This is a genomic window from Micromonospora inyonensis (assembly GCF_900091415.1).
Taxonomy (GTDB): Bacteria; Actinomycetota; Actinomycetes; order Mycobacteriales; family Micromonosporaceae; genus Micromonospora; species Micromonospora inyonensis.
This window is the reverse complement of sequence record NZ_FMHU01000001.1, coordinates 1466765-1492964: the sequence shown is the minus strand read 5'-3', so window position 1 is coordinate 1492964 and position 26200 is coordinate 1466765. Positions and strand designations below refer to the sequence as shown.

At 71.4% G+C, this 26200-nt stretch carries 23 protein-coding genes and 1 pseudogene; 11 read left to right on the top strand and 13 right to left on the bottom strand.

Annotated features, from left to right (window positions below; all coding sequences use genetic code 11):
* Positions 1-161 precede the first annotated feature (161 nt).
* On the bottom strand, positions 162-2108 hold the full coding sequence (gyrB, locus tag GA0074694_RS06800; protein ID WP_091454114.1) for a DNA topoisomerase (ATP-hydrolyzing) subunit B: 1947 nt from the start codon (positions 2106-2108) through the stop codon (positions 162-164).
* 541 nt (positions 2109-2649) lie between these two features.
* On the opposite strand from gyrB, the gene GA0074694_RS06795 reads away from it, so the two are divergent.
* Positions 2650-3204, top strand: coding sequence for a hypothetical protein (locus GA0074694_RS06795; RefSeq protein WP_091454112.1), 555 nt, complete (start codon positions 2650-2652; stop codon positions 3202-3204).
* Positions 3205-3291: 87 nt separating this feature from the next.
* On the opposite strand, the gene GA0074694_RS06790 is transcribed toward GA0074694_RS06795, so the two are convergent.
* From GA0074694_RS06790 to dnaA, 5 genes are all read right to left on the bottom strand, one after another.
* Positions 3292-3810: a DciA family protein gene (locus GA0074694_RS06790; protein WP_091454109.1), complete on the bottom strand. Its 519-nt coding sequence runs from the start codon at positions 3808-3810 to the stop codon at positions 3292-3294.
* A 196-nt stretch (positions 3811-4006) separates the two neighbouring features.
* Positions 4007-5140: a DNA replication/repair protein RecF gene (gene recF / locus GA0074694_RS06785; protein WP_091454107.1), complete on the bottom strand. Its 1134-nt coding sequence runs from the start codon at positions 5138-5140 to the stop codon at positions 4007-4009.
* 17 nt (positions 5141-5157) lie between these two features.
* Entirely contained in the window at positions 5158-6030 is an 873-nt protein-coding gene (gene gnd / locus GA0074694_RS06780; RefSeq protein WP_091454105.1) for a phosphogluconate dehydrogenase (NAD(+)-dependent, decarboxylating), read from the bottom strand.
* Positions 6031-6073: 43 nt separating this feature from the next.
* On the bottom strand, positions 6074-7207 hold the full coding sequence (gene dnaN / locus GA0074694_RS06775; protein ID WP_091454103.1) for a DNA polymerase III subunit beta: 1134 nt from the start codon (positions 7205-7207) through the stop codon (positions 6074-6076).
* 852 nt (positions 7208-8059) lie between these two features.
* On the bottom strand, positions 8060-9832 hold the full coding sequence (gene dnaA, locus GA0074694_RS06770) for a chromosomal replication initiator protein DnaA (protein ID WP_245714722.1): 1773 nt from the start codon (positions 9830-9832) through the stop codon (positions 8060-8062).
* A gap of 692 nt (positions 9833-10524) precedes the next feature.
* Here dnaA and rpmH point away from each other — a divergent pair.
* The 9 genes and pseudogenes from rpmH to GA0074694_RS06720 all read left to right on the top strand — a co-directional run.
* Complete coding sequence (rpmH, locus tag GA0074694_RS06765) at positions 10525-10662, top strand: 50S ribosomal protein L34 (protein ID WP_091454096.1); 138 nt, start codon at positions 10525-10527, stop codon at positions 10660-10662.
* A gap of 35 nt (positions 10663-10697) precedes the next feature.
* Complete coding sequence (gene rnpA / locus GA0074694_RS06760; protein ID WP_091454084.1) at positions 10698-11114, top strand: ribonuclease P protein component; 417 nt, start codon at positions 10698-10700, stop codon at positions 11112-11114.
* A gap of 44 nt (positions 11115-11158) precedes the next feature.
* Positions 11159-11395: a membrane protein insertion efficiency factor YidD gene (yidD, locus tag GA0074694_RS06755; protein ID WP_218105646.1), complete on the top strand. Its 237-nt coding sequence runs from the start codon at positions 11159-11161 to the stop codon at positions 11393-11395.
* Positions 11396-11398: 3 nt separating this feature from the next.
* The gene (gene yidC / locus GA0074694_RS06750; RefSeq protein ID WP_091454075.1) at positions 11399-12385 is read left to right on the top strand and encodes a membrane protein insertase YidC; all 987 of its coding nucleotides are present in this window, start codon (positions 11399-11401) and stop codon (positions 12383-12385) included.
* A gap of 212 nt (positions 12386-12597) precedes the next feature.
* Entirely contained in the window at positions 12598-13176 is a 579-nt protein-coding gene (locus GA0074694_RS06745; RefSeq protein ID WP_091454073.1) for a Jag family protein, read from the top strand.
* A 118-nt stretch (positions 13177-13294) separates the two neighbouring features.
* Complete coding sequence (gene rsmG / locus GA0074694_RS06740; protein ID WP_245714721.1) at positions 13295-13993, top strand: 16S rRNA (guanine(527)-N(7))-methyltransferase RsmG; 699 nt, start codon at positions 13295-13297, stop codon at positions 13991-13993.
* Between the two features lie 632 nt (positions 13994-14625).
* On the top strand, positions 14626-15684 hold the full coding sequence (locus tag GA0074694_RS33555; RefSeq protein WP_425413581.1) for a ParA family protein: 1059 nt from the start codon (positions 14626-14628) through the stop codon (positions 15682-15684).
* 27 nt (positions 15685-15711) lie between these two features.
* Complete coding sequence (locus GA0074694_RS06730) at positions 15712-16737, top strand: ParB/RepB/Spo0J family partition protein (RefSeq protein ID WP_091454066.1); 1026 nt, start codon at positions 15712-15714, stop codon at positions 16735-16737.
* A 596-nt stretch (positions 16738-17333) separates the two neighbouring features.
* Positions 17334-17927: pseudogene (locus tag GA0074694_RS06720) on the top strand (hypothetical protein); the annotation flags it as partial.
* A 254-nt stretch (positions 17928-18181) separates the two neighbouring features.
* Here the strand turns inward: GA0074694_RS06720 and GA0074694_RS06715 are convergent.
* Together GA0074694_RS06715 and GA0074694_RS06710 are read right to left on the bottom strand one after the other, a co-directional pair.
* Positions 18182-19192, bottom strand: coding sequence for a D-alanine--D-alanine ligase family protein (locus GA0074694_RS06715; protein ID WP_091454063.1), 1011 nt, complete (start codon positions 19190-19192; stop codon positions 18182-18184).
* Positions 19193-19199: 7 nt separating this feature from the next.
* Positions 19200-20510 (bottom strand): aminotransferase-like domain-containing protein, encoded by a 1311-nt coding sequence (locus GA0074694_RS06710; RefSeq protein WP_091454062.1) that lies wholly within the window; start codon positions 20508-20510, stop codon positions 19200-19202.
* A 318-nt stretch (positions 20511-20828) separates the two neighbouring features.
* Here GA0074694_RS06710 and GA0074694_RS06705 point away from each other — a divergent pair, with 318 nt between their 5' ends.
* Positions 20829-21491, top strand: a complete 663-nt coding sequence (locus GA0074694_RS06705; RefSeq protein ID WP_091454060.1) for a GNAT family N-acetyltransferase — start codon at positions 20829-20831, stop codon at positions 21489-21491.
* 79 nt (positions 21492-21570) lie between these two features.
* On the opposite strand, the gene GA0074694_RS06700 is transcribed toward GA0074694_RS06705, so the two are convergent.
* The 5 genes from GA0074694_RS06700 to sigM form a co-directional block, all read right to left on the bottom strand.
* Positions 21571-22740, bottom strand: coding sequence for an N-acetylmuramoyl-L-alanine amidase (locus GA0074694_RS06700; protein ID WP_091454059.1), 1170 nt, complete (start codon positions 22738-22740; stop codon positions 21571-21573).
* 230 nt (positions 22741-22970) lie between these two features.
* The gene (gene trxA, locus GA0074694_RS06695; RefSeq protein ID WP_091454056.1) at positions 22971-23294 is read right to left on the bottom strand and encodes a thioredoxin; all 324 of its coding nucleotides are present in this window, start codon (positions 23292-23294) and stop codon (positions 22971-22973) included.
* A 33-nt stretch (positions 23295-23327) separates the two neighbouring features.
* Positions 23328-24278 carry a thioredoxin-disulfide reductase gene (gene trxB / locus GA0074694_RS06690; protein ID WP_091454052.1) on the bottom strand — a complete coding sequence of 317 codons (951 nt, stop codon included), beginning with the start codon at positions 24276-24278 and terminating at the stop codon, positions 23328-23330.
* Between the two features lie 180 nt (positions 24279-24458).
* The gene (locus GA0074694_RS06685; RefSeq protein WP_091454049.1) at positions 24459-25406 is read right to left on the bottom strand and encodes a hypothetical protein; all 948 of its coding nucleotides are present in this window, start codon (positions 25404-25406) and stop codon (positions 24459-24461) included.
* The gene (gene sigM, locus GA0074694_RS06680) at positions 25403-26176 is read right to left on the bottom strand and encodes an RNA polymerase sigma factor SigM (protein WP_091454046.1); all 774 of its coding nucleotides are present in this window, start codon (positions 26174-26176) and stop codon (positions 25403-25405) included. The genes GA0074694_RS06685 and sigM overlap by 4 nt, the downstream gene beginning before the upstream one ends.
* Positions 26177-26200 lie beyond the last annotated feature (24 nt).

Sequence of the window (26200 nt, the reverse complement as noted above, 5' to 3'; positions counted from 1 at the left end):
CTCGTTAGGGGTGGACTCGGGAGTATCGGTCACTGTTAACCCTTATCAGACTCAGAGTCGTTTTCGTGCTGTGGATAACGGCTGTGGATACCGTCGAAGCTGTGGATAACCCTGTGGACCGGTGAACCGCCGGGGGCTTCCCGGCGGTCCGCCGGCAACCGTCAGATGTCCAGGAAGCGCACGTCCTTGGCGTTACGTTGAATGAACGAGCGGCGTGCCTCGACGTCCTCACCCATCAGGACGCTGAACAACTCGTCCGCGACCGCGGCATCGTCGAGGGTGACCTGACGCAGGGTCCGGGTCGCCGGGTTCATGGTGGTTTCCCACAGCTCGGGATAGTTCATCTCGCCGAGGCCCTTGAAGCGCTGGATGTCGTCCGGCCTGGCGTTCGGCTTCTTCTGCTGCCGCAGGGCGATCAGCCCGTCCCGCTCCCGGTCGGAGTAGGCGTACTGGGCGTCGTCGCCCCGCTTGTTCCACTTGATCTTGTAAAGCGGCGGGGCGGCCAGGTAGACGTGCCCCAGCTCGACCAGCGGACGCATGAAGCGGAACAGGAGGGTGAGCAGCAGGGTCTGGATGTGCTGGCCGTCCACGTCCGCGTCGGCCATCAGCACCACCTTGTGGTAGCGCAGCTTCTCCATGTCGAAGTCGTCGTGGATGCCGGTGCCGAGCGCGGTGATCAGCGCCTGGACCTCGTTGTTCTTCAACACCCGGTCGATCCGGGCCTTCTCCACGTTCAAGATCTTGCCCCGGATCGGCAGGATCGCCTGGGTCCGTGGGTCCCGCCCCTGCTTGGCCGAGCCGCCGGCCGAGTCGCCCTCGACGATGAAGACCTCCGACTCGCGCGGGTCGGTGGACTGGCAGTCGGCCAGCTTGCCCGGCATCGAGCCGGACTCCAGCAGCGACTTGCGGCGGGCCAGCTTCCGGGCCTGCTGGGCGGCGATCCGGGCGCGGGCGGCCTGGGACGCCTTGGTGATGATGACCTTCGCCTCGGCCGGGTTCCGGTCGAACCAGTCGACCAGCCACTCGTTGCAGACCCGCTGCACGAAGCTCTTCACCGGGGTGTTGCCGAGCTTGGTCTTGGTCTGCCCCTCGAACTGCGGGTTGGCCAGCTTGACCGAGATGATCGCGGCGAGTCCTTCACGGATGTCCTCGCCGGAGAGCTTCTCGTCGGCCTTCAGCAGCTTCTTCTCCGCGCCGTACTTGTTGACGAGGCCGGTCAGCGCGGCCCGGAAGCCCTCCTCGTGGGTACCGCCCTCGTGCGTGTTGATGGTGTTGGCGAAGGTGTAGACCGACTCGCCGTAGGACTCGTTCCACTGCATGGCGATCTCGACGGACATGCCCTCCTCCTCGCCGAAGAACTCGACCACCGTCTTGTGGATCGGGTTCTTCGAGGCGTTCAGGTGCCGGACGAAGTCGGCGATGCCGCCCTTGTAACAGAAGGTGACCTCGCGCTGGCGGCCGTCCTCGTCCTCGGGCACCCGCTCGTCGAGGAGGTGGATGGTGAGGCCCCGGTTGAGGAAGGCCATCTCCTGGAGCCGCCGGTAGATGGTCTGGAAGTCGAAGTCGACCGTCTCGAAGACGTCCGGGTCGGGCCAGAAGGCGACCGCCGAGCCGGTGCGGTCGGTGGTCTCGCCCTTGTCCAGCGGGCTCGGCTTGGAGGCGGTGTACTTCTGCCGCCAGACGAAGCCGTCCTTGTGGATCTCCACGGCCATCCGCGTGGAGAGCGCGTTCACGACGGACACGCCGACGCCGTGCAGACCGCCGGAGACCGCGTACGCCTTGCCGTCGAACTTGCCGCCGGCGTGCAGCACGGTCAGCGCGACCTCGACGCCGGGCTTCTTCAGCTTGGGGTGCAGGTCGACCGGGAAGCCACGGCCGTTGTCGGTGACCTGTACGCCACCGTCGGCCAGCAGCACCACGTCGATGGTGTCGCAGTGACCCGCCAGCGCCTCGTCGACCGCGTTGTCGACGACCTCCCAGACGAGGTGGTGCAGACCACGTTCCCCGGTGGACCCGATGTACATGCCGGGCCGCTTCCGGACCGCCTCGAGCCCTTCGAGGACGGTGATCGACTCGGCGCCGTACTCCTGCTTGTTCTGCGCTGCCACCCTCGGCCACTTTCTCGCGCCGTCCGCTCCCCTCAGAGGGCGCGTCGGGCGCGGGTTCGGCGGACAGGACGCGACGTCGGGCGCATGGACCGGCACCGGGTATGTTCCGGGGTACGGGCCGAACGCGCCGGTCGCCGCGGTTGCCCGCGGATCGCGATCAACTCGATGCGACACGGGCGCGTCGGGGCCCGGCGGGGTCCGTGGCGTCGCTCCGCGTCAGATCTTCGTCTCACCTCCAATCCTACTGTGCGCAGCCGACATAACCACCACTCGGCACCCCTTGAAGGCGGCTCAGACCTCCGCTGCGGCCCGAATCGCGCCACCCGCAACTCCCCCTACACGAGCGGCCCTGATCGTGGGCGCGGTTGCCGACGGTCGGCCCACCGACACCACCCGCGACGAGTACGCCGCGGGGTCGCGCCGAGTACGCACGGTGCCGTACCTTGGGGCGCCGCCCGGGGTGCCGCACTTGATCTTTAGACGGCAGAATCGGACGATCGGACCGACTGGCTCGACACGTGCGCTTAAGAGGTGACGCCCGATGGGGCTGGACAACGTCGCGGTGGTCTGGCCGCGGACCGGCCGGTTCTACGACCCGGTGGCACCGGCCGGGTTCGTGGATTTCGGCGAGATCGTGGAGATGCCCCGGATCTCCGCGCCGACCGCGGCTCTCGCCGAGCTGATCGCCAAGACCGGCACGGTCCGGGCGACGGCCTACACGGAACTCGTGGATCTCCTGCTCGGCCTGGAGAATGTGCTCTACGCCACCGAGAACGCCGCCGAGGACGAGGACCCGGTGATCGACCCGGACGGCTGCGCCTGGATCGCCGACGGGCTGGAGCGGTTCGTCGTCCGGCACCGCGAGCACGGGGAGGCGGTCACCTTCGAGTCGGTCAGCACCGTGCTGCGCGAACTGCTGGGCGACGGTCGCCTCGCCGAGCAGCAGCTCCGCTGGCTCGACGCCCGGCTCGACGGCCTCCGCGACGAGGCCGGCGACCCGCCGCAGTGGAGCTTCACCTGCGCCGAGCTGGCCGTCCTGGCCGCCTTCTACCGCCGCTGCGCGGACCGCGGCTACGCCGTCTACGCCGCCACCTGACCGTTCCACTCCCACCCTTCGTACAACGTCCCGGGCCGGGGTCGGTTGCCCGGGCGACGGCTGCGCGCCCGGGACGCGGGCGCGCGGTCAGCCGTAGGTGTCGCGGGGTCCACGACCACGTACGCGTCGGGGACCTCGCGACCAGGACGGCGCGGCGGGGCCGTGGATGTGCAGCTTGCGGACCACGTTGTGACCGACCTCACGGGCGATCTTCTGGAGCAGTGAACCGGCCAACAGGCGGAGCTGGGTGGCCCACGCCGTCGACCTCGCCTCGACGGTGAGTTCGCCGTCCTCCAGCTTCACCGGCCGGCTGTGCTGGGCGATCTCCGGCCCGACAACCCGTTCCCACGCGCCGAAGACGGTGGCCTCCGCCGCTGGCTGCTCCCAGCCCCGGGCCTTCACCAGCCGGCTGAGGACCGCGCCGAGCAGCTGCGGATCCCGGGGGTCCGGTCCCGGCCCCGAGTAGCCGCGCAGTCGTCGCTGCCCGTCCCCGCCGCCACCCACCACGCTGCGCCGTCGAGGGGCGGCTGCCTCGCGGCGGGCCTTCGCCGCGTCCAGCACCGCCCGTGCCAACTGCGGGCCGGACGTTTCGCCCGGCAGGTCCACGCCAGTGCTCCCGCCTGTTCCCGCAGGGCGTCCGCCGGAGGCGGTTTGGTCCCCGCCGGCCCGGTCGGGCGCGGGGGCTCGGGATCCGCCGGACCCGTCCCCGGAACCGTCGGTCCGCCGGCCCCCGGTTCCGGCCGCCCGGGCACGACCGGCGGCACTCCGGGCCGCACCGGCGGCGGGACGGGGCAGGATCGGGTCATCCGACACGGCGTACCGTCCCCTCGCCGACGTGATAGCGGGCACCCCGCAGGGCCACCGGCACGTCGTCGTCGACGGCACAGGTCACCAGGAGCTGGGCGGCCCCGCCGACCAGGCCCGCCAGCCGCTCCCGGCGGCCGGCGTCCAGCTCGGCGAAGACGTCGTCGAGCACCAGCACCGGCTCGATCCCGTCCGAGCGGAGCAGGTCGTACGCGGCCAGCCGCAGGGCGAGCGCGAACGACCACGACTCGCCGTGGCTGGCGTACCCCTTGGCGGGCAGCGGCCCGAGGGTGAGCGCGAGGTCGTCCCGGTGCGGACCCACCAGGGTGGTGCCGCGATCCACCTCAGCGGTACGTGCCTCGGCCAGCGCGACGGTCAACGCCTCGGTAAGGGTCGCCCGGTCCGGCACCGTCTCGCCCAGCTCGACCGACGGCCGGTACGCGATCCCCGCGGACGCCCGCCCGGCGGCGACCGCGTCGTACGCCTTGGTCACGTGTGGCGTGAGCGCGGCGACCAGCTCCAGCCGCCCGGCGAGGAGTTCCGCCCCGTGCCGGGCCAGGTGGGTGTCCCACACCGCCAGGGTGGAGAGGTCCCCACCCCGCGAGCCGCCGGTCTTGCGGGCGAGGTACGCGGTACGCAGCAGGGCGTTGCGCTGCTTGACCACCCGCTCGTAGTCGGCGCGCACCCCGGCGTACCGGGGTTGGCGGAGCACCAGCAGGTCGTCGAGGTAGCGGCGGCGTTCGGCCGGGTCGCCCCGGACGAGTTCCAGGTCCTCCGGGGCGAACAGCACCAGCCGCAGCGCGCCGAGCACGTCCCGCGCCCGGCGGGCCGGCGACCGCCCCAGCCGGGCCCGGTTGGCCTTGCCGGGGACGATCTCCAACTCGATCAGGAGTTCCCGGCCCTCGTGCACCACCGCGCAGCGGATCACCGCCGACTCCGCACCGAGCCGTACCAGCGGAGCGTCGGTGGCGACCCGGTAACTGTCCAGGGTCGCCACGTAGCCGAGCGCCTCGACGAGGTTGGTCTTGCCGACCCCGTTCGCCCCGACCAGGACGTTCGCCCCCGGTTCGAGGTCGACGCCGACCCGCTCGTACGAGCGGAAGTCGACCAGTTCGAGCCGGCGGACGTACACGGCGGAGCGGATGCCGGTCAGCGCTTGCGGACGGCGTGCCCGCCGAACTGCTGGCGCAGCGCGGCGACGGCCTTCATCGCGGGCGAGTCGTCCTGCCGGGAGGCGAACCGGGCGAAGAGCGAGGCGGTGATGACGTTCAGCGGCACGGCGAGCCGGACCGCTTCGTCGACCGTCCAACGGCCCTCGCCGGTGTCCTCGGTGTAGCCGCTCAGCTCGGCCAGCTCCGGGTCCTCGTCGAGTGCCCGGTCGAGCAGGTCGAGCAGCCAGGAGCGGACCACGGTGCCCTCCCGCCAGGACTTGAAGACCCCCGGCACGTTGGTCACCAGCTCGGAGGCGGCGAGCAGCTCGTAGCCCTCGGCGTAGGCGTGCATCAGGCCGTACTCGATGCCGTTGTGCACCATCTTGGCGTAGTGCCCGGCACCGACCGGCCCGGCGTGCACGAAGCCGAACTCACCCTCCGGCTTGAGCGCCTCGAAGATCGGCATCAGCTGTCCGACGTGTTCCTCGGAGCCGCCCACCATCAGCGCGTAGCCGTTCTGCCGGCCCCACACCCCGCCGGAGACGCCGACGTCGAGGTAGCCGATGCCGTGCTCGTTCAGCCGCTCGGCGCGGGGGGCGTCGTCGCTGAAGCGGGAGTTGCCGCCGTCGATGATGATGTCGCCGGAGTCGAGCAGGGCGGCCAGCTCGTCGATGGTGGCGTCGGTGACCCCGGCGGGCACCATCACCCAGACCGCGCGGGGGGCCGACAGCTTCTCGACCAGCTCCGGCAGGGAAGCGACGTCGCTCAGCTCCGCGTTGTGGTCGAAGCCGACCACCTCGTGCCCGGCGGCACGCAGCCGCTCGCGCATGTTGCCGCCCATGCGGCCGAGTCCTACCAGGCCGAGCTGCATCTGTACCTACCTCCGGTGGTTCTGGGTCGGGGTGCGTGCGCGATCAGCGGGAGACCCGGATCGGCATGATCAGGTATCGGTACCCCGGAACGACCTCGCCATCCTCACCGGCCGGGGAAATCACGGCGGGCTTCAGCGCGTCGACGAAGGAGAGCATCGCGGTCTGCGCACCCAGGTTCGCCAGGCCGTCGATCAGGTACTGCGGGTTGAAGCCGACGGTCAGCGCGTCCCCGGTGAAGGTCGCGTCCATGGCCTCGCTGGCCCGCGCCTCCTCGGTGCCGCCGGCCTCGACGACCAGACCGTCGGAGCTGAAGCTGAGCAGCACCGGGGTGGTCCGCTCGGCGACCAGGGCGACCCGCTTGACCACCTCGATCAGGGTGCTCACCGACACCCGGGCCTCGGCGTTGTGGCTCGGCGGGAAGAGCGACCGGACCGGCGGGTAGTTCGCGCCGTCGAGCAGCCGGCTGGTGGTCCGGCGGGTGCCACCGGAGAAGCCGATCATGCCTTCGCCGGCCGCGCCCTGCGACAGGGCCAGGGTCACCTCGCCGCCGAGCGGACCGAGCGCCTTGGCGGTGTCGTGCAGCGTCCGGGCGGGCACCAGGGCGTTGATGCTGACGCTGGCGTCGTCCGGTCGCCACTGCATCTCGCGCAGGGCGAGGCGGTAGCGGTCGGTGGCGAGCATGGCGAGGGTGTCGCCGTTCAGCTCCAGCCGTACGCCGGTCATCATCGGCAGGGTCTCGTCCCGGCCGGCGGCCACCGCGACCTGGGCGACCGCGGCGGCGAAGGCGGCGGCGTCCACGGTGCCGGCGCTCTCCGGCATCTCCGGCAGGGTCGGGTAGTCCTCCACCGGCATGGTCGGCAGGGTGAACCGGGCACTGCCGCAGACCAGTTCGAGATGCGCGCCGACGGCGGCGATGTCGACGGGCTTGCCCGGCAGGGCCTTGGTGATCTCGGCGAGCAGGCGACCGGAGACCAGCGCGGCACCGTCGGCGTCACCCTGCACCTCGACGGTGACCTGGCTGGAGACCTCGTAGTCGAAGCCGGAGACCTGCAGGTTGCCGTCGGTCACCCGGAGCATCACCCCGGCGAGCACCGGTACGGACGGCCGGTTGGGGAGGCTCTTCGCGGTCCACGCCACAGCCTCGGCGAGCGCGTCGCGCTCCACTCGGAACTTCATCAATGCCTCCGCGTCGACGTCAGCGACAACTCTCTCATGCCGACCGCTGCCCACCGTCCCGCCCGACCGTGCGGGTACCCATCGCACCTTAGGGCGCGTGGGCATCGGCTGTGCGCCCGACCCCGTGGATCGGGTCGTGAGCCTGCTCCGGCCGGAGGCCGACGACCCCATCCACAGGAAGTCCAACGGTGATGATTGGTTTTTGTTCTCTTCTAAAGAGATAACCCATCGTCTTCATCGCACCTGTGCAAACTGTGGACAAGTCGCATTTTCGCAGGTCAGACACATTATCCACCGGTGGTTTACCTGTGGAGAACCATGGGTACAACTCGCGTACTTGTCCACAGCCGCCGTGTCGGGCCGAGTTGTCCACCGCCATCCACCGGTTATCCACAGGTTATCCACGGACTTTCTCCCCAGGCCTGTGGACAGGCGCACCACCCCGGACGGCGGTTTTCCCCAGAACCTTCAACAGGTCGTACACAGGCAGCCGGCGACCGGTGGATAACCGAGCGACTGTCCACAGTCATCCACAGTGTCGTCCCCAGGGTTTTTCCACAACCTGTGGGTAACCGGGTCGGGGCGGACCGTAGTTATCCACTACCTGTGGATAACTTGTTGTGGACAAGTCCCTCCGGCTGTGGACAGCTGGGTGGGCTTGTGGGTACGCCGAACCGCCCCGAGCCGTCTTCCACAGCCCGTGGGCGGGTGTCCGGGACGACGTTCCGACGGCCGGCAGCACACGGAAACGCCCGGCCGTCGGGCCGGGCGTTTCCGTCGGTGTGGTTTCTCGCGGGGCGGGCGGGGGCCGCCGGGCCGCCCGCTTCAGCAGTCGGCCGCCCCGGCCCGGTTTCAGGAGTTCTGCTTGATCCGGTTGGTCAGCTCGGCGATCTGGTTGTAGAGCGACCGGCGTTCGGCCATCTGCTGGCGGATCTTGCGGTCCGCGTGCATGACCGTGGTGTGGTCCCGGCCGCCGAACGCCTGTCCGATCCGGGGCAGCGAGAGGTCGGTCAGCTCACGGCAGAGGTACATGGCCACCTGCCGGGCGTTGACCAGCACCCGGGACCGGGAGTGCCCGCGCAGGTCCTCCAGGCTGACGCCGAAGTAGTCGGCGGTGGAGACCATGATCTGATCGGCGGTGATCTCCGGACCGGCACCGTCCGGGATGAAGTCCCGCAGCACCTCCTCGGCGAGCGAGAGCTCGACCGTGGAGCGGGTGAGACTGGCGAACGCGGTGACCCGGATCAGCGCGCCCTCCAACTCGCGGATCGAGTTCGACACCCGCGAGGCGATGAACTCCAGCACGTCCGGTGGCGCGTACAGGCGCTCCTGGGCGGCCTTCTTCTGGAGGATGGCGATCCGGGTCTCCAGGTCCGGCGGCTGGATGTCGGCCAGCAGCCCCCACTCGAACCGGGTCCGCAGCCGGTCCTCCAGGGTCGCGAGCTGCTTCGGCGACCGGTCCGAGGTGATCACGATCTGCTTGTTGGCGTTGTGCAACGTGTTGAAGGTGTGGAAGAACTCCTCCTGGGTCCGCTCCCGGTTCTCCAGGAACTGGATGTCGTCGATCAGGAGGATGTCCACGTCCCGGTAGCGGCGCTGGAACGCGCTGGTCTTGTCGTCGCGCAGCGAGTTGATGAAGTCGTTGGTGAACTCCTCGGTCGAGACGTACCGGACCGAGCGGGCATTGCCCAGCGTCGTGGCGTAGTGCCCGATCGCGTGCAACAGGTGGGTCTTGCCCAGCCCCGAGCTGCCGTAGATGAACAGTGGGTTGTACGCCTTGGCCGGCGACTCGGCCACCGCCACACTGGCCGCGTGCGCGAACCGGTTGGACGAGCCGATGACGAACGTCTCGAACATGTACTTCGGGTTGAGCCGGTTCCCACCGGTATCCGCACCGCCGGGGAGCCGCCGGTCGTCCCGGCCGCCCGGCCGGTGATCCACGCCACCACGTCCCGGTCCGCTGTCCGTCGCGCCGTCGCGGGGCAGCCTGTCCCGTACCGGACCGGCGTTGTCGCGGTAGCGCTGGTCGTACGGGCGGCCCTGGTCGGGCCCACTGTCGCGTCGGTCGTCGTAACCCCGCCGGTCCGCCCCGGGCGGTCCGCCCCCCGGAGGTTCGGTGAAGCTGGCGGTGAAGAGGGGTTCCTGACTGCCCCGGCTGGTGGGGATCAGCCGCCGTGGGTCGTCGCCGGCCGGTCCGCCCCGGGCCGGGTCGACCTGAGCGCCGGGGCCGCCCTCTTCGTCCGGGTGGAACGCGGGCGGCGCGGCCTCCCGGAACGGGGCCGGCGCTTCGGGGTGGGCGGGGTTGGCGTCGTAGCCGGGGAAGGGCAGTTCGGGCACGTCGGCCTCGGGCACGCTGCGGTACACCGTGCCCGCCGGACGGCCAGTGCCGTCCTCAGCGACCCGGACGGTGACCGCCACCTGGATCGGGCGGCCCAGCCGGCGGGTGAGCGCCTCGGTGATCGCCGGGCGGAGCCGGGACTCGATCACGTCCCGGGTGAAGGCGTCGGGCACGGAGAGCAGCGCGGTGTCCTCGACGATCGCGCGCAACCGGGTCAGCCGCAGGTAGGCACGTTGCTGAGCCGAAATGATCTCGTCGGCGAGCTCGTCCGTCGTCGCGGTCCACACCGCGGCAAGGTCGGTCGTTCCGGCCACCGTCGTGCCACCCCCTCGCCTCTGCTCCCGGCCGCCGCTGTTCCCAGTCGGCCGTCCCGGGCCCGCCACCACGTCTGAGCGGCTGGAACACCATCCGCCCGGACGGCTGACCGGTCGCCATCCACAAGTTATCCACAGGCTGTGTACCGACCGATTGTGGCTGCCCGCCGAATGCGGGTGGGACCTGCCCCCTGCCTGAACGGGTGCTGAAGCGGGTTCACCGTGCCGAACGATCCACCGCCCGGTCCGGTCTTGCCTGTCAGCGGCACCGGATCCCGAACCCGATCTCCGACGCTGACCGCAAGCGCGCACGCTAACAGCGTTGTCCGCGCCGCTTCAACCGGCCGGGCGGGTGCCCCTTGGCGGCATCAGCGAAAACCACCGCTTCGACCCGGGCGCGTCGCGTCGCCCGACGCCCCCGGCCACGGGTGCTGCGTGGTGCAACGGGGCTGTTTGACGGTCATTGCCGCCCTGCGTAGGGTGGAATAGCTGCTCTGTCGCCCTCTGCTAGGGTGATGGGTGCCTGCTGTCCGCGGTCGTGGTGCCCGCATCGTCGAGGTGCCGGATCGTCGGGCAGCGCCGATCGTAGGCCACCAACCGGCCTGGACCACCACACACCCCGAGCGATCCCCCGCGCGGGGCGTACGGAAAACGGAGAGCCTGACGTGAGCAAGCGCACCTTCCAGCCGAACAACCGCCGGCGCGCGAAGACCCACGGCTTCCGGCTGCGCATGCGTACCCGCGCCGGCCGCGCCATCATCTCGACCCGTCGCGCCAAGGGCCGCGCCCGCCTGTCGGCCTGACGTCGGCCGGGCCCGTTCGGAGGACGTAGGCAGTCGTGCTGGCAGCCGCGCAGCGACTGCGGCGCAGCACCGATTTCGCCGCAGCGATCCGTGGTGGGCGTCGCGCCGGCCGTGGTGCCGTCGTCGTCCACCTGGCTCTGCCACCGACACCAAGGCCCGGGGCACCGTCTTCGCCGGAGCCGGCGCGGGCAGTCGGTTCGGAGGAATCCTCCGCACCGACCCGCGCCGGCTTCGTCGTGTCCAAGGCGGTCGGGCCGGCGGTGGTCCGCAACCGGGTCCGCCGTCAGTTGCGGCATCTGGTCCGGGAGCGGCTCGCCGCGCTGCCGGAGGGCAGCACACTCGTGGTACGCGCACTTCCCGCAGCGGCGGGGGCGAGTTACGCCCGGCTCGGTGCCGACCTGGACGCGGCCGTCGCCTCGGCGCGGATGCCCCGGAGCCGGCGGTCCCGGTGAACAGCGGATCCGCCACGCCCCGGCCCTCGACACTCGGTGCCCGGATGCTGGTCGGGCCCATCATCGCGTACCGTCGTTGGATAAGCCCGGCACTGCCGGCCCGCTGTCGGTTCCACCCGTCGTGCAGTGCGTACGGTCTGGAGGCCGTCACCCGGCACGGCGCGTTCCGGGGAACCGTCCTGACGATCCGGCGGCTTTCGCGCTGCCACCCTTTCCACCCCGGTGGGTATGACCCGGTGCCGCCGCCGGGTGGCCGCCGCGCCGATGAGACTGGAGCCTGAGAATTGAGTCTCGACTGGGTCTACTACGCGATCTCGTGGATCCTGCTGGCCTGGCACTCGGCGTGGGACGCCATCGGGGTGCCGGACGGCGCGGTCGCGGGGACGAACTGGGCCTGGATCCTGGCCATCGTCTTCCTGGTGGTCACCGTCCGGGTGATCCTCTTCCCGGTCTTCGTCAAGCAGATCAAGTCGCAGCGGGCCATGCAGGCGTTGCAGCCGCAGGTCAAGGCGCTCCAGGAGAAGCACAAGGGTGACCGGGAGACGCTCCAGAAGGAGATGATGGAGCTCTATCGGAAGGAAAAGGCCAACCCGCTCATGGGCTGCCTTCCGATGTTCCTCCAGATCCCCGTCTTCCTCGGCCTCTTCCACGTGCTCCGCCGCCTCGACCCGTTCAAGACCGAAGACAAGAAGACCCTGTACGGCTGGACGGTCGACCAGTTCGAGAGCGCCTCCGCAGCATCGATCTTCACCGCGCCGATCGCCGGCAAGTTCGGCTCGACCGCCGAGGAGTTGTCCCGGCTCGGCGCGAACGGCACCACCGTCAAGGTGATCGCCGGCGTCCTGGTCCTGGTGATGATGGGCACGACCTACCTGACCAGCCGTCAGATGATCCTCAAGACCGGCTGGGCGGAGGACCCGCAGCAGCGGATGATCCAGCGACTCATGCTCTACGGCATCCCGTTGTCGCTGCTGATCTCCGGCGCGATCTTCCCGATCGGTGTGATCATCTACTGGGTCACCAACAACCTCTTCACCCTCGGCCAGCAGCAGTGGGTGCTCCGCAAGTACCCGCCGCCGCCGAGCATGACCGCCAAGGCGGGCACCAGCGGCCGCACCACGGCGCCGCCGGCCAAGGCCGGCGGCCTCCTGGGCCGGGTCAAGCCCGCGCCGGCCCCGGTGAAGCCCGCCGCCCCCAAGGTCGTCGGCCCGAAGCCGGGCGCCAAGCCGGCCAACCCGAAGAAGAACCGGCCCGCCAAGCGGCAGGGCTGACCGATCCACGCGCCGCCGCCGGGCCCGCCCGGCGGCGGCCGGATCCGTACCACCGGCTGACGGCCGATGCCGGGCGGATCCGCCGCGCGACCGCGCGGTCACGGGCGACACTGCCCGTACAGACGTGCCCGGTGGCACCGGCGAGACCTCCCGCCACCGCCGGGAAACCATCGGACCCGACGGTCCGGCCGAACGAAGTACGGAGATGAACCGTGACCGACACCAGCATCCCCCGCGCTGACCAGTCCCCGGACGAGGACGCTGCTCCGATCGCGAAGACCGGGACCGAGGAGACCGAGGCCGAGGAGCGTGGGAAGAAGGCCCCGGCGGAGAGCGACCTGTTCCGGCAGAGCGAGATCGCGGCGGACTACGTCGAGGGTCTGCTCGACATCCTCGACTACGACGGGGACATCGACGAGCTGGTGTCGGGTGGCCGGCCGGTCGTCGAGGTGGTCGGTGCCCGTCTGCAGAACCTGGTCGGCCAGCGCGGCGCGACCCTGGAGGCGCTCCAGGAGCTGGCCCGGCTGGCGGTGTTCCGGCAGACCGGTACGCCCAGCCGGCTGCTGCTGGACGTCGGCGGCTACCGGGCCAACCGCCGCAAGGAACTGGCCGCCGTCGCCAAGAACGCGGTGGAGAAGGTCAAGGAGTACGGCGAGCCGGTCCGCCTGGAGCCGATGTCCGCGTTCGAGCGTAAGTGCGTGCACGACGTGGTGAACGCGATGGCCGGTGTGGAGAGCGAGTCCGAGGGCGTCGAGCCCAACCGGCGTATCGTCGTCCGGCCGGCGGACTGAACGGGTGACCTACGACGCCACGGCTGGCGTTTCCGGCCCGGGTGGTACGCCACCCGGGCCGTCGCCTGTCGACCCATCCACCCTCCCCTCCGCCCAGGACGCGGCGCTCCCTCCGGAGTTGGCGGAGGCGGCACGGACCCTCTTCGGCGATCGGCTCGACCTGGCCGCCGCGTACGCCGAACTGCTCGCCACCGACGGCGTGGTGCGCGGCCTGATCGGCCCTCGGGAGGCCCCCCGGATATGGGACCGGCATCTGCTCAACTGTGCGGCGGTGGCGGAGCGGATTCCCGACGGCGCGACGGTCATCGACGTCGGTTCCGGCGCGGGGCTGCCCGGTCTGGTGCTCGCCATCGCCCGCCCGGATCTGCACCTGACGCTGGTCGAACCGCTCGCCCGCCGGACCGCCTTCCTGATCGAAGCGGTCCAGGGGCTCGGACTGACCCGAACGGTCCGGGTGTTCCGGGGCCGGGCCGAGGAGGCCGCCGCCGGCCCCGGTGGTGGCGACCCGCTCAGCGCCGACGTGGTCACCGCACGGGCGGTGGCCCCCCTCGACCGGTTGGCCTCCTGGTGCCTGCCGTTGACCGTCCGAGGTGGACGGCTCGTCGCGCTGAAGGGTTCCTCCGTTGCCGACGAGATCGCCGAGCACGCGGCGACGGTGGAGCGGCTCGGCGGTGGTGAGCCGACCGTGTACCGGTGCGGTGTCGACGTGATCGACCCGCCGACGACCGTGGTGGAGATCGTGCGGGAACGTGTGGTCGGCCCGGCACGCGGACCACGTCGGGCGAAACGCCGGGGTGGGCGGTCACGGGGACGTTGATGTCGGTGGCTCCTGCCGGCGTATGGGTGCCGGTGGGGTCGCCGGGTCTAGCCGGAGTGCCGGGACGTTCTCGTCCGGTCGGAGTCGGGGCCCGCGTCGGATCGTTGAACCTGTGCGAGACCTTCGACCGCTGAGATCCTCGGCATGGACCTTGTGTGCCTGTCCGCCGTAGGCTGGCCGCGCGTCGATAGTGTGGGGCGGACGACGGCGCCGGTGTCACGGGTCCCGGCCGCCCCCGCCGGGCCGTACGCTTCGTGGAGCGGGCACGTGCGGCAGCGACGGTGTGCGGACCGACCATCCGAAGCGGGCAGGGATGACAGGTGCATGACGACGGCAGGTACGACGATCCCGGCGGAACCGGACGACGGGCTGATCCCGCCACGGCCGCCCCTGTTTCACGTGAAACCGAGCCAGTGACCTGGCCGGTCTCCGACCGGTACGCCGACGATCCGGTGGACCGCTCTCCGGTTCCATCCCGGGACAGAACGGTCCACGGCGGACGGTCCGACTCCACCCGCGGCGGTGGGCGGTCCACAGCCGACCATCGACCCGCGCCGCGCCGGCCGGAAGGCAGGCGTACCCGGGGGGGCCGAACCGACGCCGCGACAGTCGACGAACCGGTTCGTCGGGTCGTGGAAGCCGTCATCCCTCCCGATTCCGCTCCCATACCTGTCGTACCGCAGCAACCCGCTCCGGCGGCGGTTTCCGGGCCGCCAGTTGGCACCATCGACACGCCCAGGTCGTCGGCCCGTTCTCCGTACGGGGAAGCGGTCGGCGACGCGTACGTTTCACGTGAAACTCCGACGCTCGAAGAGGATGACCCACCGTTGGCTATGGAGGCTATGCGCGCCGTGCAGATCCTGAATCCCAGTGGCGAGGTCACCATGCCGCGCCCCGAGCGGACCCGGATCATGTGCGTCGCGAACCAGAAGGGTGGCGTGGGGAAGACCACGACCACGGTGAACCTGGCGGTGGCACTCGCCCTGCATGGGAACCGGGTCCTCGTGGTCGACCTGGACCCGCAGGGCAACGCCTCGACCGGGCTGAACGTCCCGCACCACACCGGGGTGCCGGACGTCTACGACTGCCTGATCGACAGCGTGCCCCTGGAAGAGGTCGCCCAGGGGGTGGAGGGCATCCCGAACCTGTGGTGCGTGCCAGCCACCATCGACCTCGCGGGTGCCGAGATCGAGCTGGTGTCGGTGGTGGCCCGGGAGTCGAGGCTGTCCCGTGCCATCGCCGCCTACCCGGGGCACTTCGACTACGTCTTCATCGACTGCCCGCCGTCGCTCGGCCTGCTCACGGTGAACGCGTTGGTCGCCGCGCAGGAGGTGCTCATTCCGATCCAGTGCGAGTACTACGCGCTGGAGGGGCTGAACCAGCTCATCAACAACATCAACCTGGTCCGTAAGCACCTGAACCCGATGCTGGAGGTCTCCACGATCCTGCTCACCATGTACGACCGGCGTACCCGGCTGGCGGACGCGGTCGAGCAGGACGTCCGGAACCACTTCGGCGACAAGGTGCTCCAAGCGGTCATTCCCCGGAACGTACGGGTCTCCGAGGCCCCGAGTTACGGCCAGTCGGTGATGACCTACGATCCCGGTTCACGAGGTGCCACCAGTTACTTCGCAGCCGCGCAGGAGATCGCCGAGCGTGGGGTCAAGGAGCCGGTGAGTCGGAATGGGTAGTGCGGGCAAGTCGCTGGGAGGCGTCGCATGAAGAACCGGCCGCGTGGCGGACTGGGTCGAGGGCTGGGGGCGCTCATCCCCACCGGTCCCGTGGAGACGCTGGAGACCACGACACCGCCGCCCTCCCCGGAGGTCGACACTGCCAGCGGCACGGCCGCGCCGACCGGGACCCCACCGGCCCCCGGCCCGGCACTGGAGGTGGCACCAACGGCAGTGCCCCTCTCCCCGGTTCCCGGGGCACGGTTCGCGGAGATTCCGGTCGACGCGATCCTCCCCAACCCGAAACAGCCCCGACAGGTCTTCGACGAGGAGGCGCTGGAGGAGCTGAAAACCTCTATCGAGCAGGTCGGCTTCCTTCAGCCCATCGTGGTGCGCCAGCTCGACGGCGAGAAGTACGAGCTGGTGATGGGCGAGCGGCGGTGGCGGGCCGCCCAGGCGGTGGGCCGGGAGAACATCCCGGCGATCGTCCGGGACACCCGGGACGACGCGATGCTCCGGGACGCGCTGCTGGAGAACATCCACCGGGCCAACCTGAACCCGCTCGAAGAGGCGGCCGCGTACCAGCAGCTGCTGGAGGAGTTCGGGGCCACCCACGAAGAACTGGCCCGCCGCATCGGGCGGAGCCGTCCACAGATCTCGAACACCATCCGGCTGCTCAACCTGCCGCCCCAGGTGCAGCGCCGGGTCGCAGCCGGGGTGCTCTCCGCCGGGCATGCGCGCGCCCTCCTGAGCCTCGACGAGGCCGAGGCCCAGGAGGAGCTCGCGCTCCGCATCGTGGCCGAGGGCCTCTCGGTGCGGGCGACCGAGGAGATTGTCTCCCTCGCACTGAGCGAGGAGGGTACGACGAGGGCGCCGGCCGCCCGGCGGCGACCCAAGCCGCACGCACCCGCCCTCACGGATCTCGCCGACCGACTCTCCGACCGGTTCGACACCCGGGTGAAGGTGGACATCGGCCGGAACAAGGGCAAGATCACGATTGAGTTCGCGACGGTGGACGACCTGGAACGGATCGTCGGGCTCATCGGTGTCGGGCAGGAGGAACCGGAAGCCTGACCCCTCGACGAACGACCCGGGAGGCGTACCGCCTCCGCGCCAGGAATCGACCGCGACCCGGAACCCGACCCGGCTCGCGGTCGTTCTATATTTCGTCGCCGCCCGCCGCCCGCCGCCCGCCGCCCGCCGCCCGCCGCCCGCCGCCCGCCGCCCGCCGCCCGCCGCCCGCCGCCCGCCGCCCGCCGCCCGCCGTTTCACGTGAAACGCGGCAGCAGCCGAGCACGGCACCTGCCGGAGCCGGCAATGGCGATTCGGGCAGGGCGCGACGGAGCGGGCGGCGGCTGCCGAAGCGGTGCGTGGTCGTCCACAACCCACCCGAGGCGTCGTAGTTATCCACAGAAGTTATCCACAGGTAGTGCCGTTTCACGTGAAACCGCGCGTGGAACGGCGTCCGAGCCTGTGGATGACGGGTGTGATGCGCGACTCAGTCGCCAGGAGGTCGGCGGTCAGGTCGCGCCGGGAAGTCGCGTTCCGTGACCGGGGAGGGCGGGCCTGAGGGGGCGGTGATCGACGTACGCGATCCCTGACGACCAGTGCCGACAGGACCACGGATTCGGGTAAGGACAGGGGTCGCCGACTCGGTTAGGGTCAGCCTCGTGCCCCACACGCCTCCTGCGGTCCCGGACTTCACCCAATGGCCCTCCTTCCCCTTCGAGGGCGACCTCCGCGTCAAGCAGCTCGACGATCCGGTCCCGGTCGAGCCTTCCCGCAGGGGCGAGGGGGACCGGGAGTGCACGGCCTGCAGTGCGCCGGACGAGGCGTACATCTGGGTGGGGGAACGCTGGCGGGTCCGGGCGATGGACCGGCCGACGGGTCTGCCGATGGTGTTGATCCTGGAGTCCCGTTCCCACCTCGACCTGGGGGACCTGCCGAACCTGCTCGCGGCCGAACTGGGCGTGATGACGGTGCGTCTGGAGCGGGCGATCCGGTCGTTGGACGGGGTGGCCCGGGTGCACGTCAACCGGTGGGGTGACGGGTCGTCGCACTTTCACCTGTGGTTCCTGGCCCGCCCGTACGGCCGGCTGCAACTGCGCGGGACGTTCCTCTCCCTGTGGGGCTCGATCCTTCCACCGATCTCCGAGGAGCAGTGGCGGGAGAACCTGGCCCTGGTGGCGGCCTGGCTCGGAGAGTTCGGTGGGCGACCGATGACCGAGCCGTCCCGGATCCAGTGGCAGGCTCCGGCGAGTTTCAGCGACTCCTTCCGCGTGGAGGAGGAACGGACGGAGACCGAGGGCGGTTCGGTGATCGAGGCAGCCGACGAGACCGACGACGCAGCCGCTCGGATTCCGGCCCCCCGGACCGACCCGGACCGACCCGCTACGGCGGCCCCGGCCCACGTCGACGAGGCGGATCGACTGGGGGCGGCCTGACCCGGCCGGAGACGAACATCAGGGCCGGACGGGAGACCGTCCGGCCCTGATGCAGTGGTACTGAAGCTGGGCTGCTACGGGCGGCGGGCGGCGGCCTGCACCACCAGTGATTCGAGCACGCGCCCGAAGTCGAGCCCGGCAGCCTGGACCGCCAGCGGCAGCAGCGAGGTCTCGGTCATGCCCGGCGAGACGTTCACCTCCAGGACGTGCGGGTGCCCCGGTTCGTCCACGATGAGGTCGACCCGGGAGACGTCCCGCAGCCCGAGGGCGGTGTGCGCGGCGACGGCCACCTCGGCCACCCGGGCGGCCACGTCGTCCGCCAGCCGTGCCGGGGCGTGCCAGGTCGTCCGCCCGGCGGTGTAGCGGGCGGCGTAGTCGTAGACGCCGTTGCGCGGCACGATCTCCACTGCCGGCAGTGCCCGGGGGCCTTCCCCGAGGTCGATCACGGTGACCGCCACGTCCATCCCGGGGACGTATCGCTCGACCAGAGCGGTCGAGTCGTACGCGAAACAGCCCACCATCGCGGCGGGCAGCGCGGCGGCGTCCCGGACGACGGCGGCACCCAGCCCGGAGCCGCCCTGAGCCGGCTTCACCATCACCGGCAGCCCGATCCGGTCGACGATCCGGTCCAGTACCGCCACCGCGCCCAACTCCGAGAAACGGTCGTGCGGCAGGGCCACCCAGTCGGGAGTCGGTATGCCCGCCTCGCGGAGCACCGTCTTGGCGGAGGGCTTGTCCCACGCCAGGCGGGCGGATCGGGCGTCGCAGCCGACGTACGGGATCCCGCAGAGGTCCAGTACGCCCCGGAGCGACCCGTCCTCACCGGTCGCGCCGTGCAGTGCGATCACCACCGCGTCCGGAGGGTCGGCCGCCAGCGCGGGCAGCAGGGCCACGTCGGCGTCCCGGAGGTCCGCCTCCACCCCGGCCGCGCGGAGCGCGTCGAGCACTCGACGGCCGGACTTCAGCGAGACCTCGCGTTCGTACGACAGGCCGCCGGCGAGGACGAGGACCCGCAGCTCCCCGACGGCCGGGTCGGGCGACGGGGAGCTGGTGGAACCGGAGTGGTCGGTCAGGCTGGCAGACATGCCGAGATCATGCCAAGTCGGGGCCGGGTGTGTCCGCACCGGCCTGCCCGCGTCGTCCCGGCTGGCTGACCTGGCCGAAGACCCGCCGCATGGCGATGTCCTGCTCCATGACGCCGGCCAGCCGTCGGACGCCCTCCCGGATCCGCTCCGGGGCGGGGAACGAGAAGTTGAGCCGCATGTGGCTGCTGCCGGAGCCGTCGGCGTAGAAGCCGGTGCCGGGCACGTACGCCACCCGGGCGGCGATCGCCCTGGGCATCATCGCCTTGGAGTCGAGCCCTTCGGGCAGGGTCGCCCAGACGAAGAGACCCCCGGCCGGCCGGGTCCAGGTGGTGCCGGCCGGCATCAGGTCGGCCAGGGCGGTGAGCATGGCGTCCCGGCGCTCCCGGTAGACCTCCCGGTAGACCTTGAGCTGCTCCTGCCAGGGCATCGTGCGCAGGTAGGCGGAGACGGCGGCCTGGGCGTACCCGCTGGGACAGAGGATCTGCGCCTCGCTGGCGATGACCAGCTTGTCGCGGACCGCGTGCGGGGCGAGGATCCAGCCGACCCGCAGCCCGGGGGCGAAGGTCTTGGAGAACGTGCTGAGGTAGAAGACGCCGTCGCGGCGGCGGGCGCGCAGCGGTGCGGGGGCCTCCGACTCGAAGCCGAGCTGTCCGTACGGGTCGTCCTCGACCACCAGGAGACCGGCCCGCTCGCAGATGTCGAGTACCCGTTCCCGCCGCTCCTCGCTGAGCGTCACGCCGGCCGGGTTCTGGTAGGTGGGGATGGTGTAGAGGAACTTGACCCGCTGGCCGGCGCGGGCGCAGTCGGCGACGGCCGCCTCCAGCGCCTCCGGGATCAGCCCCTCGTCGTCCATCGGGACGTGCACGACCTGGGCCTGGGCGGCCTGGAAGACACCGAGCGCGCCGACGTAGGTGGGCCCCTCGGCGAGCACCACGTCACCGGGGTCGAGGAAGAGCCGGGCGACCAGGTCGAGGGCCTGCTGCCCGCCGACGGTCACCACCACGTCCTCCGGTGACGCTCCGCACGAGGCGTCGATGCCGGAGAGGGCCATCACCTCGCAGATCCGCTCGCGCAGCTCCGGCAGGCCCTGCCCGATGCCGTACTGGAGGGTGGTGGTCCCGTGCTCGGCCCCGAGCTGGCCGAGCATCTCGCCCACCGCGTCGAGCGGCAGTGCGGCGATGTACGGTGCGCCCCCGGCGAGCGACACCACCTCCGGACGGCTGGCGACGGCGAAGAGCGCGCGGATCTCCGACGCGGTCATGCCCCGCACGCGCCGCGCGTACCGGTCGGTGTAGTCGTCGAGCGTCGTGCCGGTCATGACATCACCCCATCGGCTCCTCGGGTGGATCCCGCCCCGGCTGCGGACCGCCGCGGCGACACCCTGTCCGGCGCCGGACGGACGGCCCGTGGCGACGCGGGACACCGGTTGGTCGATCGTAGTCCGTGCTGGTCGTGATCGGGATGGAACGTGAGCAAGCGTCCACATCCCGGACCGGGGCGCCGACCCTCCCCCGGGTGGTGTTCGCGCGTCCCCTCCCCACTGCGGCGGGTTGCGGCGTACGATCGCTCGTCGGGGACAAACGCGGCGGCGTGCTCGCGGTGTCGTCACCTCCAAGCCTATTGTGGGGATGCGCCAATGTCGCGACGTCTGGTCAGCCTGACCCTCGACACCCTGGAAGACCTGCCCCGCCCGTGCCGGCAGTGCGTCTTCTGGGAACTTGATCCGGTCTCTGCCGACCGTGCGTGTGCCGCCGGCGACCCGGGTCTGGAGAAGGAGGCGTGGGTCTCGCAGACCCTGCTGGAGTGGGGCTCCTGCGGCAAGCTCGTCTACGTCGACGGCATGCCGGCCGGGTTCGTGATGTTCGCCCCGCCGGCGTACGTGCCCCGCTCGATGGCCTTCCCCACCTCTCCGGTCTCCGCCGACGCCGCGCTGCTGATGACCGCGCACGTGGTGCCGTCCTTTGCCGGGGGCGGGCTCGGCCGGATGCTGGTGCAGGGGGTCGCCCGGGACCTCACCAAGCGTGGGATCAAGGCGATCGAGGCGTTCGGGGACGCGAAGTTCGGCGACGTCGACGACCTGACCTCCGGCGGCTGCGTCGCCCCCGCCGACTACTTCCTCTCCGTCGGCTTCAAGACGGTACGGCCGCACCCCCGCTATCCGCGCCTGCGGCTGGAGCTGCGCACCGCGCTGTCCTGGAAGTCCGACGTCGAGTACGCCCTGGAGAAGCTGCTCGGTTCGATGAGCCCGGAAACCCTGCTCCGGCCGGTGCGGCCAGCCACCAGCACCACCACCGGCTGACGCCCCCGACACGGGACGGGCGCGGCTGGCGTGGCGGACGCGCGGCAGGCGGGGGCCTCCGGCACGTCGGGTTCGGCGGTCAGCTCTGGGGAGCGCGGCCGGCGGCCACCACAGCGCGCAACTCGCTGACGTCGATCGATCCGGTCGGCACGTCCCGCTCGATCGGGAAGTACATCCGCTGCACGGCGGCGACGATCGCCTCGACGACCCGGTCCCGGAACCGGGGGTCCACCAGCCGGCGGCGGTCCCCGGGCGAGGTGAGGTAGCCGACCTCGACGCGGACCGCCGGCATCCGGGTGAGCCGGAGCAGGTCCCAGGCCTTGGCGTGGGTACGGCAGTCCCGCAGCCCGGTCCGGGCGACGATCTCCCGTTGCACCAGCCCGGCCAGCCGTTCGCCGGTGGCCGAGGTGACGCCGTTGTTCGTCCCGTAGTGGTAGGTGGCCACCCCCTCGGCGTCCGGGTTGCGGTGACCGTCGAGGTGCAGGGAGATGAACACGTCCGCGCCGAGGGAGTTCGCCAGCTCGGCCCGGTCGGTGTCCGGCAGGCACCGCCGCGGCGACGGCCCCCGGGTGAGCTGCACCCGTACGCCCGCCGCGGCGAGCCGCCCCTCCAGCCGACTGGCCAGATCGTGCACCAGGTCCGCCTCGTTCCAGCGCAGCGGCCCGTCCTGCACCACGACACCGGGGTCGGTGCCCCCGTGCCCGGGGTCGATGACCACCGTCCGGCCGACCAGCGTCGGTCCGGACTGGCGGATCGCGTCGGACTCCCGCAGCCACTGCGGACGACCACCCACCACCTTCCGGCCGAGCCGGCGCAGCGCGTCCAGCGTGTGCGGGCCGCAGGAGCCGTCCGGGGTGAGCCCCACCTCCCGCTGGAACTGGGCCAGTGCGCGAGCCGTCCGCGCGCCGTAGATGGCGTCCGCGCGGCCGACGTCGTACCCCATCTCCAGCAGCCGTTCCTGCAACGACCGCACGTCCTCGCCGGTGATCGGCTCGGGCACGGCGTGGTAGAGCGTGCGGGCGCCGAGCCGCCAGCGGGCCGCGTCCAACGCCCGCCAGGTCTCCGCGCCGACACGCCCGTCCACGCTCAGCCCACGGGACTGCTGGAACGCCCGGACGGCCCGTTCGGTGGGCGGGTCGAACGCGTCGGCGGTCCGCCCGTCCGCCGGGGCGAGCAGGTCGAGGTCGGCCAGGACCCGGCGGATCTCGCGTACGGCGGGTCCCCGGTCACCGGGGCGGATCGGACGCACGGACGACCCCCTTAGCGGCTGCTGACTTCTCGCCACCCACCGCGGTCGTACGCAGGGGCTCTCTTCGTCGAGGATGCTTACGGAGCGTACCGTGGCCGGCGACGCCGCGTTCCCGGTTGACGGAAGCGGTCCCGGCGTACGTCAGCCGGGCCCGGGGGCGGGCACACCGCCCGGGAAAGGGCGGAGCCCCGCACCCGGGACGGGTACGGGGCTCCGGACAGCAGCGTCGGTCAGAGCGCGGCCTGGATCAGCTTGACCAGTTCGCCCTTTGGCTTGGCACCGGCGATCGACTGCACCGGCTCGCCGTTCTTGAAGACGGTGAGGGTCGGCACGGACATCACCCGGTAGGCCCGGGCGGTCTCGGGGTTCTCGTCGATGTTAAGCTTGACGATCCGAACCTGGTCGCCCATCTCGTTGGCGATCTCCTCCAGCAGCGGTGCGACCTTGCGGCACGGCACGCACCACTCGGCCCAGAAGTCCACCAGTACCGGCTTGTCGGACTTCAGTACGTCAGTGGCGAAGTTGGCGTCGGTGACCGCCGTCGTTGTACCCACTATGACCCTCCTCCGGGGATGTCTACAGGGTTGTCAGCTCAGGGTGGCGATGAACCGCTCGGCGTCGAGCGCGGCGGCACAGCCGGTGCCGGCGGCGGTGATCGCCTGCCGGTAGGTGTGGTCGACCAGGTCTCCGGCGGCGAACACACCGGGGATGTTGGTACGGGTGCTCGGCGCCTCGACCTTGACGTAGCCCTCGTCGTCGAGGTCGACCTGCCCCCGGAAGAGTTCACTGCGCGGGTCGTGGCCGATCGCGATGAACACGCCGGTGACGTCGAGCACCTTCGTCTCGCCGGTGTGCACGTTACGCAACCGGACGCCGGTCACCTTGTTGTCCGCGCCGAGGATCTCCTCCACGGTGGTGTTCCACTCGACCTTGATCTTCTCGTTGCTCAGCGCCCGCTCGGCCATGATCTTGCTGGCCCGGAACGAGTCGCGCCGGTGCACGATGGTGACCGACTCGGCGAACCGGGTGAGGAAGCTCGCCTCCTCCATCGCGGAGTCGCCGCCGCCGACCACCACGATGTGCTGGTTGCGGAAGAAGAAGCCGTCGCAGGTGGCACAGGACGACACGCCGTGGCCCAGGTACTCCTGCTCGCCGGGGACGCCCAGTGGCCGCCACGCCGAGCCGGTGGCCAGGATGACGGCACGGGCCCGGTACGCGGTCTCGCCGACCCAGACGGTGCTCGTCGCACCGGAACCCGGCGTGCCGGTGTCGACCAGCTCCACCCGGGTCACGTCGTCGGTGAGGAACTCCGCGCCGAACCGCTCGGCCTGCTTGCGCATGTTGTCCATCAGCTCAGGGCCGAGGATGCCGTCGGCGAAGCCGGGGAAGTTCTCCACCTCGGTGGTCGTCATCAGCGCGCCACCGGACTGCACGCCCTCGATGACCAGTGGCTTGAGGTTGGCGCGCGCCGCGTAGACCGCGGCCGTGTAACCGGTGGGTCCTGAGCCGATGATGATCAGGTTGCGGACCTCGTCCACTGCCGTCTCCCGAGTGTGTGTGTTCGGCACCGGCGCGCGCACCGATGTCGATCCGAGTGCCGACGCCTGGCATCGTCGGCAACTGCCATGCAGAACGTCATCGTACGAAGTGGGGATTCCCGGGCCGGTCGTCCGGTGGGTGACGTCACGTGGATGATCGGACGTCCGGTGACCGCGACCTCACCCTACCTGCGCGCGGTAGCGGGTGTCCGCGCCGGATCCCGGCACCCCGCACTCCGGCCCGGTCACCACGACCCAGCGATCGCCTTCGGCGTCGACGAGGCCGATCACCAGCGCCGGTGCGCCCTGGAACGCCGCGTACTCGACCCGGTCCACGGTGATCCGCCCCCGCCCGTGTGCCGCGCCGACAGCCCCGAGGCAGGTGTCGAGCGCCGTACGGTCGGTGAGCCGGTCCAGGCCGGCGACGGGTGCCTGGACGCGCGGCTCCGACTCGCCGTCGGGCTGCCCGGCGGAGCTGGGGCTGTTGTTGGAGAGCACGCCCGGCCCGCCGGACATCGTGCCGACCGTGTCCGGGGTGTAGCTGGTGCCCGTCCGGGTGGGGTCGGTCGTGAGCCGGAACGCGTCGCGCGGCGCGCTGCCCGCGACCGCGGTGTCCCGGGCCGATCCCGCCTCCTGCTGCCCGACCCCGGACCCGACGAACTGGGTGACGCCGAAGCCGGCCGCGACCATCGCCGCTGCGGCGACCAGCACCGGGGCCGTCCGGCGGGGCCAGCGCCGCCGGCCACGCCCGGCCGGACGTGGGGACGCGCCGACCACGGCCACCGTTCGGCTCGACCCGCCGCCGGAGGTGCTGCTGACGGCGACGGTCGGCGACGGCGACGCCTGGGCGGGCACGGTGGCCGGTGCCGCCGGACCGGCCCCGGCGAGCGCGGCGGTGAGGCGGTCGGCCACCGTCTCCGGCATGGTGGGCGTCGACCCGCCCCAGGCGGCCAGAGCGGCGCCGACCCGGTCCATCGCGGCGGCCAGTTCGTCGTGTGCTCGTGACCAGGCCGGATCCTCCGCCACCAGTCGGGCGACCGTGGTCTCGTCGGATGTGCCGTCCAACGCGCCACCGACGTAGTCGGCGAGCAGGTCGTGGTCGACCTCCCCGAACCGCCCGGCCGTCACGTGTTCTCCCTCTGGTCGGTGGGTTTCCGGGACCGCCCCGGCCCTGATCCGACGTCCCCGGGTGCTCCGGGGTTCCCGCTGGTGATGCCGGGCACGTCCGGCTGGGCCGACCGGGAGGCACCGGCACGGTCCGACGGCCCGTCACCGCCGGTGCGGAGATGCCCGAGCAGGACGGCCAGTCGCGCCCGGCCCCGGGCGCACCGGCTCTTCACCGTGCCCTCGGCCACGTCGAGGATGCGGGCCACCTCGGCCACCGGGTAGCCCTGCACGTCGACCAGGACCAGCGCGGCGCGCTGTTCGACGGGCAGTTGCGCGAGGGCCTGCCGGACCACCAGCGCGGTGTCGTGGTCCGGGGCGGGGGCGGCCGGCTCGACGCCGCCGGTGGCCGCCGGGTCGTCGGACCGGTTGCCGTCCGGCAGCGGGACGGTGGGGTGGGCCTGCCGGCGTCGCATCCGGTCCAGGCAGGCGTTGACCACGATCCGGTGCAGCCAGGTGGTGACCGCCGAGTCGCCCCGGAACCGGGCCGCTGCGCGGTGCGCGGAGAGCAGCGCGTCCTGGAGGGCGTCGGCCGCCTCCTCCCGGTCGCCGATGGTGCGGACCGCCACTGCCCAGAGCCGGTCGCGGTGTCGCCGGAACAGCTCGGTGAAGGCGTCGCGGTCCCCGGCGACGTGGGCGGCGAGCAGGTCGGCGTCGGTGGCGACGGTGTCGGCGGCGAGCAGGGGTGGCGGACCGACCGGCACACCACCCGCGCCCGTGCCACGCCCGGTCATCGCCACGTCCCGTGATCGGAGTGG

What these genes read in the sequence shown, in the direction of transcription:
- gnd (WP_091454105.1), bottom strand. Translation starts at nt 6,030, where the DNA reads ATGCAGCTCGGCCTGGTAGGACTCGGCCGCATGGGCGGCAACATGCGC.
- GA0074694_RS06730 (WP_091454066.1), top strand. Translation starts at nt 15,712, where the DNA reads ATGAAGAACCGGCCGCGTGGCGGACTGGGTCGAGGGCTGGGGGCGCTC.
- GA0074694_RS06715 (WP_091454063.1), bottom strand. Translation starts at nt 19,192, where the DNA reads ATGTCTGCCAGCCTGACCGACCACTCCGGTTCCACCAGCTCCCCGTCG.
- GA0074694_RS06795 (WP_091454112.1), top strand. Translation starts at nt 2,650, where the DNA reads ATGGGGCTGGACAACGTCGCGGTGGTCTGGCCGCGGACCGGCCGGTTC.
- yidD (WP_218105646.1), top strand. Translation starts at nt 11,159, where the DNA reads ATGCTGGTCGGGCCCATCATCGCGTACCGTCGTTGGATAAGCCCGGCA.
- GA0074694_RS06710 (WP_091454062.1), bottom strand. Translation starts at nt 20,510, where the DNA reads ATGACCGGCACGACGCTCGACGACTACACCGACCGGTACGCGCGGCGC.
- GA0074694_RS06705 (WP_091454060.1), top strand. Translation starts at nt 20,829, where the DNA reads ATGTCGCGACGTCTGGTCAGCCTGACCCTCGACACCCTGGAAGACCTG.
- dnaN (WP_091454103.1), bottom strand. Translation starts at nt 7,207, where the DNA reads ATGAAGTTCCGAGTGGAGCGCGACGCGCTCGCCGAGGCTGTGGCGTGG.
- sigM (WP_091454046.1), bottom strand. Translation starts at nt 26,176, where the DNA reads ATGACCGGGCGTGGCACGGGCGCGGGTGGTGTGCCGGTCGGTCCGCCA.